The organism is Metabacillus rhizosphaerae, from assembly GCF_037201795.1.
Lineage (GTDB): Bacteria > Bacillota > Bacilli > Bacillales > Bacillaceae > Metabacillus > Metabacillus rhizosphaerae.
This window is the reverse complement of record NZ_CP147403.1, coordinates 5,086,814-5,099,220: the sequence shown is the minus strand read 5'-3', so window position 1 is coordinate 5,099,220 and position 12,407 is coordinate 5,086,814. Positions and strand designations below refer to the sequence as shown.

Below are 12,407 nucleotides of genomic sequence, written 5' to 3'. Positions count from 1 at the left end.
TCGGGACATGCTTGTGATGATGCTTTTTCTTTAGCTGAATTTTAAAAAAGCATAAGATGTATACACAGAACATTGATCAGTATGAATCAGTATCCCTTCTTTTGGTTTTCTTTTCTCTACAGCTTCACAAAGTGTATCTTTAACCAGATCTATATCCTGACTCTCGCTCACTTTATAGGTCACAATCTCGTTATAATAAAGGTCTATGATCGTTGATAAATACAACATCTATGATCCATATGGTAAATAGGTGATGTCAGTTACCCATTTTTCATTAGGTTTTGTTGCTGTGAATTCTCTATTTAGGATGTTCTTTACCACAAGTTCTTTGACTTTAATTTGACACTGCACTTGATATTCCTGCATGATCATTTGAAATGTTTTTTCGATAGACATCTATTCAATTTTTTCGTTTTAGAAGAGCCTTGATCTTCTTATAAACCATAATGAAAATGACTCTCTTCTCGAAGGAGAACAACTACTTCTTCAAGGGGGATTTTAATAGTTCTTGTATACTTTTCTTCCACTTTTTTTTCGTGGTAGTGAACTCTTGTGCCCATAAAAAAGAAAAACACCTCCAAAATCGTTTAGATAACTAATACGACTCAGGGGTGTTTTTACGGTATCCCATTTTACTGGTCACACTAAATTAAAGTGAGAGGTCCTTTTTACAAACTGAAAAAATATAGCAAGGCATCTAATCAATAATTCTTACCGTCTTTTAGGAATGGTGAGGGTTACTGTTGTTCCTACATTTATTTCGCTTTGATAAGCTAAACCAAACTTTTGACCGTAAGAAAGTTGTACGCGGTCGTGGACATTCCGTACTCCATATCCTTCTGTTTTATTTGTTAAAATTGTTTTTAGCTTTTCAGGGACTATTCCACAACCATTATCAGATACTGTGAAAATCAAGTTATCCTCATTTTGTTTGCCTGATATCGTTAAAACTCCTTTACCGGGTGTTTCTTTGTGATCAATCCCATGATTTATGGCATTTTCTACTAACGGCTGTAAAAGAAGATTAATCATCGTGTAATCAAGGATATCTTTCTCTACTTCACAATGAACTTCAAATGAATAGGAATGCATCATTCGTTGAATTTGAATATAAGAAGTTGTATTTTCGAGTTCATCTTTGACTGAGATGATACTTTTTCCTTGATTCAACGTCGTACGGTAAAACGATGAAAGGTATTGAGCCATTTGACTAATATCCTCTTGATCAGCCATAATTGCCTTGCTGTTGATCAGCGATAGACTGTTATAGAAAAAGTGAGGATTAATTTGAGCTTGTAATGCTTTCATCTCATATTCTTGACGAGCGATTTTACTTTTATAAACTTCATTAATCATGGTTTGTAATTTATGAACCATATTTCCAAATTTTTGAATTAAGTTACCGATTTCGTCAGAGGCAGTGTTTGTTACAGTTACGACCAATTCCCCTTTTTCAATCTGTTCCATATTTTTTGATAGCATGATTAACGGCCGGACTACCACTTTTGAAAGAAAATAGATTGATAAAAACAAGATTAGGATTGAAGAAAGAACGACAATAAAAAATGTGAGTTCAAGTTCATAAGAAGAGGCAGAGACTGTACCTATCGGACGATATAGATATGCTGTCCAGTTATAGGGTGTAAGTTCAGCTTTCTTATATATGTACTGTTCTTCTAAGGAATTTTCGCTTAATTGTTTTAGCAATTCGTTTTCTGTTAGCGCAAAAGACTTATTCTTTTCTGAAAATTTGTTTATTTGGAACACAGGCAGATCATTTTCATCAAGAATAATTAGTCCATAGTTGTTTTCATATAAGGTGGACATTGATTCAAACACATTTTCATAATCGATATCCATGTAAACGATATTAGTCGTATTATGATGACGATCAAATAATTGGCTCGCAACCTCGAATGTCTCCTCTTTAGCTGATACAATTAGTTTTGGTGTGGTCGCTTTCGAAATACTTTCAAACCAACTGTATTGTTCAATATCTGATAAAGGACGAAGGCTCTCACCGTGTGAATGCATTTTATTATTACTATATATCGTAATTCTATTGATATCCGTTTGTAAAAATTTCGAAGTGTTTAATAGAGGATCTAGTGTATAGTGATAGAATAAAAACATTTCATAATTATTGTCATAATGAGATGTAACTCCTCTTTTTACATCTTCATTCCAAACTATATGATTCATAGCATCAAAATAAGTATTTACTTTATAATCAAGACTGGAGATTGCTTGATTAAGAGATTCATCTAACACTTCATTTTCGCGTGTAATAAATAAGTGTTGAATCTGATTATACCAAAAACTTCCCAATGTAATGACTGGGAGTAGACCTGCTAGTAAACAGATAAATAAAATTTTATTTCTGAATTTTAAATTCTTAAACCAGATTTTAATTTTGTTCATATTAAGAATTCTCTTTCATTTTTCTTTCCATTTGCCGGTATTTTTCTGGACTTGCTCCGAAATGTTCACGAAAACTACGAACGAAATATGAAAGATTTTGATAGCCTACATTATGACATATATCATTCACTTTCATATTTGTACTATGGAGGAGATCTTTTGCTATTTCCATCCTTAGATTTTTAATATATTTATTGATTCCGCAACCTGTTTCTTGGATGAATATTTCACTTAAATATCCAGGTGATAAGTACACTTGTTCAGATAATAAATTCAAAGATAAGTCTTCTTGATAATGTTCGTGTATATATTGTTTTACGATTTGGATAACATGTTTTGGAGATTTTTTTTCTTCCTCTAATCTTTTTGTGATTTCATTTTGAACCGAAATCAAAATTTCTTCTATATCAGAAAAATGATGACAGGAATATATAGCCTCCATTGTTTTATTAATTGTTCTTTTATCATATAAGGGTAGATCATGACAAAGCAGCTGGAATAGTTTTGAAAATAAAAATCGCACATATACATGGGATATTTCTAGATTTGAACGGTACTTTTCGAACAAAGAATTCATATTTTGTCTAAAACTAACGGTATCTGCAAATTTAATGGCATTTTGTATGGCCTGTAGTAGGTCATCATCTGTTTCAGGGTAGTTTTTACTTTCGATTGATGTTGCTTCTTTTGAATATGCATAGGTGTCAGAATAGAAAAAGTGGTCCTCTATATACTTTTCCATCTCCTCGTATAATCTAGGCATTTCATATGGAGCTGAGATTTCATTACTTATTGAAATAAAACAGTTTATACGATATTCTAAGTGGATTTTTTTTTGTATTCTGGTTGCAATCTGTTTAGTGTGTAATGAGTTATCCCAATTTTTCTTTAGTAACAATATAATCTGAAAAGGATTAAGATCAATAAAGTCGCAAGAAAAGTTTGGAATAGCTTCCTCGATTTGTTGGTAAAAGAAAAGAGTGTCTTTTTCCTTAGGAAGTCGATCGAAAAAAGGTTCATCAAACTGCATTAAAATCATTTGAGAATATTCATTTAAATAGGCGAAATTTATGGAAGGGTATTCATTTTTAAGCTTTTCCAAAGGAGTCTTATTTATAAGACGATTGAGAATATGAGTTTTAAGAAGCTCAGTATTTGCTTCTATTTGTGCTCGTTCTTTCTCCTGAGTTTTAATATTTTGTATGACGGAACAAAGTGTTTGTTGAAATTCATCAGGTTTTACTGGTTTCAAAATATAATCAACAGCTCTTAATGAAAGAGCTTTTTTAATAAAGTTAAAATCATCATGACCACTAAAAAAGATCGTTTGAATAGTTGGATAAAGTTCTCTCGCTTTTGTAGCCAACTCAATCCCATCTATAAAGGGCATTTTAATATCTGTAAATAAAATATTTATAGGCTGTTTTTCTAACTGAATAAGAGCCTCTTTTCCATTGTTTGCTTCAATTATATCAAGTTGAAAACGGTATTTATTTAGAAGAAAACGAATGACGTTTCGTTCGTCTTTTTCGTCATCTACAATTAAGATTCGATACATATTTTTGCCTCCAAGATATAATATTTGTTCATTATATCATTTAAGGTTTTTTTAAAAACAATTAGAGATAAATGTTCCGGAAAAAAGTACATGAAAACGGTTTATTTAATATTTTTGAAGAACGCTAAAACAATTAAACTAAAAGTGTGCCAATGACATGGCATAAACAAAAAGGAGATATACGAGGGGGAGAACAATGAAGCGCAACTCATTATTTAAGAGGATTACCATGCTATCTATGGCATCTATTATGACATTTTCTTTAGTGGCATGTGTAGAAAAAGAGCCATCCAATGCAGCGGATTCTGCATCAGAAAATGGAGAAAAAATCATTAAAATGGGGCGAGTAACTTCAGCTAATTCAAAATTACCTGAAGGTGATACTTATGAAGATAATGCCTATACCCGTCTAGTAGAAGAGAAATTAGGTGTGAAAATAGAAAATGCATTTGAAGGTGAAGGAGAAGATTATACGAGACAGGTTGCACTTGCTATCTCTTCTGGAGAACTACCTGATATGATGCGAGTCGATTCAAGAGAAGAATTGAAAGAGTTAGTTGAGAATGACTTAATAGCAGATTTGACGGATGTTTATAACGAAAATGCAAGCGATTACATTAAAGATATATATGATTCTTATGATGGACGAAGTTTAGAAGATGCATCATTCGACGAACGACTAATGGCACTTCCAGCAACAATAGGGGATGAAGCTCCTAATATGATTTGGATTAGAAAAGACTGGACGGAAAAGTTAGGATTAGAAATTGATAGTGATGGTGATCGTAGCATCACATTAGATGAACTAGAAAAAACTGCGAAGGCTTTCATAGAAAATGATCCTGGGGAAACGGGCAATCCAATCGGAATCCCTATGGCTTACTGGTTAAATTCCGGAAGTTATGGAGGCTCTGCACTTAATATGACATCAATTGCTGGAATCTTTAATGCTTATCCTCGATTTTGGCTAGAAGATGAAAATGGAAATATTACGAATGGTTCAATAACAGAGGGAACTAAGCAAGCACTAGGTGTCTTGTCTGATTGGTATAAGGAAGGGATCCTTGATCCACAGTTTGGAACTAGAACATGGGATGACATAATGGCTCTTGTAACAAATGGACAAACAGGTATAGTTACTGGTCCATGGCATATTCCGGACTGGGGATTATCAACTGTAAGAGAAATGGATAAGAATGCAGATTTCGAAGCTTATTCATTAGAAGATGAAAATGGAAAAGTAAACGTTGCTCACACGAACCCAACTGGTGCTTTTATCGTTGTCAGAAAAGACTATGAACATCCAGAATTAGCGATTGAGATTTTGAATCTCTTCTATGACGAGCTAGCAAATTCAAAAGACTTAGAAACTGATTATCCAGAAGTTGCAGAATACAAAGAACTTGGTGTTGATGGGTCAACGAGACCGTTTAATATCGAAGTGTTAAAATCAGATAATTTGTTATTTGACTATTCAACTATAATGGGTGCAGTAAACGGTGAAATTGAGATGGGAGAAATCGCTTCATCTGAAGCAAGAGATGCAGCAACTAGTATTAAAAAATATACCGAAAATCCTAGTGATGCTGATACGGCAGATTGGTCAAAATATCACTCTAGAGTGAAAGGTATGGGTTTGATCGATAAACTTACAAAAGAGGATAAATTCAATTGGGTAAATCCAGTGTACTTCGGAAATACGGAGACATTAGAGAAAAAAGGTGCGAACCTGCTTAAATTAGAAGAAGAAGACTTCATTAAAATTGTAACAGGTGCTGAGCCTCTTGAATATTTTGATACCTTTGTATCAAATTGGAAAAGTCAAGGCGGAGATGAAATCATCGCTGAAATCGAAGCAATAAATGCTGATAGGAGTAATGAATAAGGAATAAGGGCTGCTTTGCAGTCCTTATTCTATAAGGAGGGAAAATCATTATGAAACCGATAGAGCATGCAAATACAAGGATAGAGCCTATCTATCAAAAGAAGATAAAAGGAAGAAAATTGACTAAAATTGAAGCCTCGTATCACCTTATGCTGTTGCCCGGGATGATCTTTCTATTCATTTTTAGTTATATCCCAATGTTTGGGATCATCATGGCTTTTCAAGATTATATTCCAGCAAAAGGATTGTTAGGTTCTGAATTTGTTGGATTTGATCATTTTACTTATATGTTCTCATTACCTGATATCGGGCAAATATTTTCAAATACAATTGTAATCGCACTTGGAAAAATAGTCTTAGGAACTTTAATGGCAATTGTATTCTCAATTTTATTAAACGAAGTTAGGATTAAACTGTTAAAAAAATCAATTCAAACCGTTGTATATTTACCTCATTTTTTATCATGGGTTGTATTGGCATCTGTTGTGTTAAATATGTTTAATCTTGATGGAACTGTGAATCAAATTTTAACTTTTTTGGGGTTTGAAAAGCTGAACTTTCTTGGAAGTAATAAGCTATTTCAACCATTAATAATTGGTACAGATGTTTGGAAGGAATTTGGATTTAATTCCATTGTATACTTAGCTGCAATAACTGCAATAGACCCAGGGCTTCATGAAGCAGCAGGGATTGATGGAGCCAATTGGTGGAAAAGAGTTTGGCACATTACACTTCCTGGCATGTTGCCTATAATCCTTCTATTGGCTATTCTAAGTCTTCCTAATATCTTGAATGCTGGTTTTGATCAAATATATAACCTGTATTCACCGATGGTTTATGAGACAGGAGACATTCTGGATACCTATGTATATCGAATCGGGTTAATTGGCCGTGAATATAGCTTTGGTACAGCAGTTGGTTTATTTAAATCATTAATAGGATTAGTTTTAATATTATCAGCAAACAATGCTGCTAAAAAATACACAGATCGAAAGTTATTCTAAGGAGGTAGAGGGATTGTGGTACAGAATAAAACATTTTCCGCGCGATTAGGAAAAGTAATCATCTATGCAATCGTCATATTATTAGGGCTAATCTGTCTCCTGCCATTGTGGAATATTGTTGCTATTTCTTTTAGTAGTAGTGAGGCGGTTGCGGCAAATGCCGTAGGTTTAACACCGATAAATTTTACAACAAAAGCATATACGATGATCATGCAGGATGGACAATTTTGGCGCTCATTTTCTATATCTATTCAACGAGTGATTCTTTCACTTATTATTAATATGATATTAATTGTCTTAATGGCATATCCACTTTCTAAATCGAAACGAAATTTTAGAGGTAGAAATATATATATGAATCTTATTATTTTTGCGATGTTGTTTAATGGCGGCATGATTCCTACTTATTTAGTCGTGAAAAACTTAGATCTCCTAAATACAATATGGTCCCTGGTATTACCCGGAGCAGTCCAAATTTTTAGCATTATTTTAGTAATGAATTTCTTCATAGGTGTACCCAAATCGTTAGAAGAAGCAGCTATTATGGACGGCGCTAACCCATGGCAAATATTAATAAAGGTTTATATTCCTATCTCCTTACCAGCCCTAGCAACGGTTGCATTATTTAGTATTGTTGGAAACTGGAATGACTTCTTTTCAGGATTAATTTACATGACGAAGGTTAGCAATTACCCTATCATGACTTATATTCAGTCATTATCAATTGATATTCAAGATATATTAAAAGCAGGGGCAAACTCAAGTCAATTGGAAAATATAATGGAAGTTTCAAATAGAAATTTAAACGCTGCAAAAATCGTCATTTCTACTATTCCATTATTACTAATCTATCCAATATTACAGAAATATTTTATTACAGGTATTGTGGTTGGTTCCGTAAAGGAATAGTGACCTGTAGTTAGAGATTGGGGCAATCTGCTGCATACTATTCTAAAGAAAAAATTTCATAAAACAATAAGAGCATCTGCTTCAATTTGCAGATGCTTTTGTTTGATTGATAATGCTGCGTTAGACTATTATCTGTTACGACTAATTGCTACACTTTATATTCATTTTCAATAAAATCAACAAATGCCTTAACAATGTTTAATTTTAATGAATCCTCGTGATAAATCATCCATGTCTTACGAACAATAGGTTTCCCATCAATTGATTTAATATCAGCTATATGTATATCATTTACATCCTTTAATATCAAACTAGGTAAAATAGCATAGCCTAATCCATTTATGACCATTTTTTTACAAGTGTCTGCTTTATCTACTTCTATGCTGACAAGTGGGGGTTGGGTGAAATTTTCAGACCACCACTTATCTATGGAATTCTTCAATGACGTGTCTGTATGATAATCAATTCTTGGCAAGTTAGGAAGGTCATGTATGTCTATTTTTTCTTTAGAAGCTATGCAAATGGATTCTTCAAATAATAAATGTTTATGATCTTTCCAAATAAAGTCCCCTTTAACTATTCCAATATGGACATTTTGATTGTAAATTAACTGAGCAATGTGACTGCTAAAGTTTGTCGTTACCTTAAATTCAATATTAGGATACTGATCTTTGAATAGCTTTAATAGGTTGGGAAGCATGTAATCAGTAAAAAAGTTAGAAACACCCAATCTTAGTGTACCTACAACTCTATCCTCCATATTAAGGACATTTTCCTTAATTTTTTGTATGGTTAATAACATTTCTTGTGCACTTTTGGCTAAATACTCTCCTTGTGGAGTAAATTGAACTCCACGCCTTCCTCTATTTACGATAATTACGCCAAATTCCTTTTCTAATTGGTTTAATCGGTTTGTCAAAGCCGGTTGAGAAATATACAAAAGTTGAGCAGCCTTTGTAATATTTTTTTCTTTATAGAGGGTTTGCAAAACCATCCAATCTCGTTCATCCAAACTAATAACCTCCATTTCTACTATCAAGATTATTTATGGATAATTATAATAAATCAATATTTTAATTATTTCTAAAAGTATACTATATTTGATTTATCAAGAAAAGGTTACAAAATACTTCACCTAAGTAAAATATCGAAAGAAGGATTCGGAATGAAAAAAAATAGGGATTTTATTCAGTTTGGGTTGTTTGTAACAGTAAGCGGAGTAGGTGGATTATTTCTCTCTTTAACTGGTCTCCCTATTGGATGGATGATCGGGACACTCCTCATGGCAACTTTTCTTTCAATTTTACGTCCGAATTTATTACAATTACCTCGTAATCAAAAGGGTATTCCAAAATATTGGTTATATATTGGACAGTGTATCTTAGGGATTGAATTAGGACGGAAAGTGAATAGTTCTGTTCTATACATTTTTCATGAAAATTGGTCAACTATTACCATAATGCTACTTTTATCTATTTTTATTTCTTTACTTTCAGGTTTTGTTTTATGGAAATACAGCAATTTGGATATGTTAACAAGTTTTTTTGCTACTGCACCTGGGGGCCTTTCCTCAATCCCTGGCATTGCAGAAGAGGTGGGTGCTAACACTGGTGTTTTTTGTATTATTCAGGCTATGCGTGTATTTTTAGTTATCCTAACTATTCCTCTAATTATATCTTTCTTGAATAGTCATTCTGAGGCTAATGCAAACAACTATACTATCTCAACGGAATTAACAAAATTTGGAATCGAACAGCTTGCTTTTACAATTTTGTTGGTATGTATAGCGTGGAGTGGATATTATATAGGGGAATTTTTGAAGTTTCCAGCTCCATGGTTGATTGGTAGTATGGTTAGTGTTGCTATTGTCAAATCTTTTGGCTCAGAACTTTTTGGATATGAACTTATAGCTTGGTGGCCGCAAAGTTTAATGATCGTATCACAAATTTTTATTGGTGCAAGCATCGGCTCGCGTTTTCATAAAAATATGTTTATAGGGTTAAATAGAACTTTAATAATTTCATTTTTGAGTACAATAGGCTTAATTGTTTCTGTATTTATATGCGCTTATTTTGTATCGATTGTAACGGATATAACATTTCTGACTGCAGGTTTAGCTTTTGCACCAGGTGGAATTGCAGAGATGACAACAACTGCTCTTGTTCTTAATGGTGATGCTACATTTGTCATAGCAGTACAAGTGCTCAGGGTCGTCACTGTATGCATTACTCTTCCTCCTCTATTTAGATTTTTAAGATATTGGGAGGTCAAGAAGAAATCTCATTCTCATCTATCTGCATAGTTAGTATTGTTTTATTTTTTTATTAAACGTTATAATTATTTTAATAACTTTATTTATAGTTTACGGAAAAAATAACATTAAGGGTGATAATAGTGTGTCTTATTATTATAAAAAAGAACAAAAGAATCTAGAAAAATATTCATATAATTTGAAATCTAATGGAATTACAGAAGAAAAAGATATTGAAGTATTAGCACTTAAAATGAAAGAAATTATTCAGAATTCATCACGAGAGGATAAAGATATTGTCTTTTTATGTATAGGTTCTGATCGATATGTTGGTGATTCATTAGGACCATTAGTAGGAACGATGCTTAAAGATAGTCAAGTTCCTTTTCGTGTTTATGGAACATTAGAAGAGCCCGTACATGCATTTAATTTAAAAGGGATATTAAAGGAAATCAATAAACAATTTAAAAAGCCTCTTATTTTTAGTATTGATGCATCCATTGGTGATAAAAATCAAGTGGGCTATGTAATGTTTAAAGAGGGACCATTAACTCCTGGAAAAGCACTTGAAAAGATGCTCCCAGAAGTAGGGGATTACCACTTCGTGGGATTTGTTAATTATATAGATCCTTTGCCAACTTCACAATTTTTAAATGATACAAGATTGTATACTGTAATGAATCTTGCAAAAACGATTGTGAAAGTGGTTACTAAAATAAAGGTATATGACAATATCTCAGAGGGAAAAGAGAGTTAGACTAATTCTAATGATAATTATTTAATGTATAGATTATTAAAAAAGAGCCATCCAATTCAGGTTCGTAACTGAATTTGAATGGCTCAGCTTTATTATCGGAATTTAAGTTGAAAAATCACAAAGGAATAAAGGTTAGCTGATAGAACTTGTTAAAAAAGCAACAGCAATAATGACTAACGAACAAAGTAGAGTCCATTTAAACGCATAGCGCTGAAATTCCCCGATGTCTGTTTTAACCATTCCTACTAGTAAAAGAGTAGATGCAACAAGAGGACTTAGAAAATGTACAGGTTGCCCTAATATTGAAGCTCTTGCAATTTCTAAAGGACTTACCCCATAAGCTGCTCCTGCTTCAGCTAGAATTGGCAAAACTCCAAAGTAATAAGCGTCGTTGGATAAAACGAAAGTAAATGGCATGCTAGTTAGTGCCACGACAAGAGGAAAAAAGGAACCTACAGATTCTGGAATGATCGATACTAATGCATTTGAAATTGCGTCTACCATTTTTGTTCCGGAAAAAATTCCTGAGAAGATACCAGCGGCAAACACTAATATGACAACAGTTAAAGCATTTCCTGCATGTGATAAAATACGTTCCTTTTGCTCTTCTAAATTTGGATAGTTAATCATAGCAGCGAGTACAAATCCAATTAGAAATAGGATTGGAGCGGAAATTAACCCCATGACTAAAACCACCATAATCGTTACTGTTAAAATGAAGTTTATCCATCTTAATTTAGGGCGTTTAATATCATCTTGCAGGGCAAAAGTGGCAGCAACCTCGCTCAATTTTAATGATTGATGTGGAATTTCCTCGACATTAATAACACCAATTCTTGCTCTTTCCTTTTTTCCAAGAACAAAAGCTATAAAAAGAATACATCCCATTCCTGATAACATTGTTGGTATAAGTGGGAGGAAAAACTCATTAGCATCAAGACCTAAAGAGGCAATGGCTCTTGTAGCTGGTCCTCCCCAAGGAGTCATACCACTCATTATGCTGACAGAAAGTAAAGAAATTGTTGCAAGAACGAGTGGGTTCATACCAATTCGAAGATATAGTGCCAACATAGCAGAAATAGTAATCATATGAGTTGTCGTTCCATCGCCATCTAATGCAACGGTCATAGCGATTATTGCGGTTCCAATAGCAATTTTAACGGGATCTCCTTTAACGAATTTCATCATTTTATTAATTAGTGGGTCAAATAAGCCTGCATCGATTAAAATTCCAAAAAATAAAATAGCAAACAATAATAAGGCAGCTGAAGGAGCAACTTCTTTTAAGCCATCTAGCATCATACCCCCGAGCTCTAAGCCAAACCCACCAATTACTGCAAATATTATTGGCACAATAACAAGAGCTGTAACAGGAGATAATTTTTTTGCCATGATCAAATAAGTAAAAACGACAACCATTGAAATTCCTAAAAAAGTAAGAATATTAATCCCCTCCTAAAATAAAGAAATCGCTTACAAAACATATTGGAAATATTCCAGAAATAGAGTTTTGATTTACTACATCCCTAGATTAGAATTTAAGAATATTTCGTGTTTTTAGAATATAATACGTGGATTAATAAGTAAAATATATATTTTTTGAGATTTTTCTAAAAAAAAAC

Annotated in this window: 10 protein-coding genes; 5 read left to right on the top strand and 5 right to left on the bottom strand. The window is 33.1% G+C overall.

Annotated features, from left to right (window positions below):
- Window positions 1-30 precede the first annotated feature (30 nt).
- The 3 genes from WCV66_RS26930 to WCV66_RS24270 all read right to left on the bottom strand — a co-directional run bounded on the left by WCV66_RS26930 (window position 31) and on the right by WCV66_RS24270 (window position 3,979).
- Window positions 31-228: a DDE-type integrase/transposase/recombinase gene (locus tag WCV66_RS26930; RefSeq protein WP_413789610.1), complete on the bottom strand. Its 198-nt coding sequence runs from the start codon at window positions 226-228 to the stop codon at window positions 31-33.
- Between the two features lie 483 nt (window positions 229-711).
- On the bottom strand, window positions 712-2,421 hold the full coding sequence (locus WCV66_RS24275) for a sensor histidine kinase (protein ID WP_338787179.1): 1,710 nt from the start codon (window positions 2,419-2,421) through the stop codon (window positions 712-714).
- 1 nt (window position 2,422) lies between these two features.
- Window positions 2,423-3,979: a response regulator transcription factor gene (locus tag WCV66_RS24270; RefSeq protein ID WP_338787178.1), complete on the bottom strand. Its 1,557-nt coding sequence runs from the start codon at window positions 3,977-3,979 to the stop codon at window positions 2,423-2,425.
- A 196-nt stretch (window positions 3,980-4,175) separates the two neighbouring features.
- Between WCV66_RS24270 and WCV66_RS24265 the strand changes: the two genes are divergently transcribed.
- The 3 genes from WCV66_RS24265 to WCV66_RS24255 all read left to right on the top strand — a co-directional run bounded on the left by WCV66_RS24265 (window position 4,176) and on the right by WCV66_RS24255 (window position 7,777).
- Window positions 4,176-5,864 carry an extracellular solute-binding protein gene (locus WCV66_RS24265; RefSeq protein WP_338787177.1) on the top strand — a complete coding sequence of 563 codons (1,689 nt, stop codon included), beginning with the start codon at window positions 4,176-4,178 and terminating at the stop codon, window positions 5,862-5,864.
- Between the two features lie 149 nt (window positions 5,865-6,013).
- Window positions 6,014-6,868, top strand: coding sequence for an ABC transporter permease (locus WCV66_RS24260; RefSeq protein ID WP_338789546.1), 855 nt, complete (start codon window positions 6,014-6,016; stop codon window positions 6,866-6,868).
- A gap of 15 nt (window positions 6,869-6,883) precedes the next feature.
- A complete protein-coding gene (locus tag WCV66_RS24255; protein WP_066324296.1) occupies window positions 6,884-7,777 on the top strand; it encodes a carbohydrate ABC transporter permease in 894 nt (297 codons plus the stop codon).
- Between the two features lie 148 nt (window positions 7,778-7,925).
- Here the strand turns inward: WCV66_RS24255 and WCV66_RS24250 are convergent, their stop codons facing one another.
- On the bottom strand, window positions 7,926-8,789 hold the full coding sequence (locus WCV66_RS24250; protein ID WP_338787176.1) for a LysR family transcriptional regulator: 864 nt from the start codon (window positions 8,787-8,789) through the stop codon (window positions 7,926-7,928).
- A gap of 153 nt (window positions 8,790-8,942) precedes the next feature.
- Here WCV66_RS24250 and WCV66_RS24245 point away from each other — a divergent pair, with 153 nt between their 5' ends.
- Both WCV66_RS24245 and yyaC read left to right on the top strand, forming a co-directional pair.
- Window positions 8,943-10,079, top strand: coding sequence for an AbrB family transcriptional regulator (locus WCV66_RS24245; protein WP_338787175.1), 1,137 nt, complete (start codon window positions 8,943-8,945; stop codon window positions 10,077-10,079).
- A 94-nt stretch (window positions 10,080-10,173) separates the two neighbouring features.
- Entirely contained in the window at window positions 10,174-10,785 is a 612-nt protein-coding gene (gene yyaC, locus WCV66_RS24240; protein WP_338787174.1) for a spore protease YyaC, read from the top strand.
- Between the two features lie 132 nt (window positions 10,786-10,917).
- On the opposite strand, the gene WCV66_RS24235 is transcribed toward yyaC, so the two are convergent.
- Window positions 10,918-12,228, bottom strand: coding sequence for a citrate:proton symporter (locus tag WCV66_RS24235; RefSeq protein ID WP_338789545.1), 1,311 nt, complete (start codon window positions 12,226-12,228; stop codon window positions 10,918-10,920).
- Window positions 12,229-12,407: the final 179 nt, after the last annotated feature.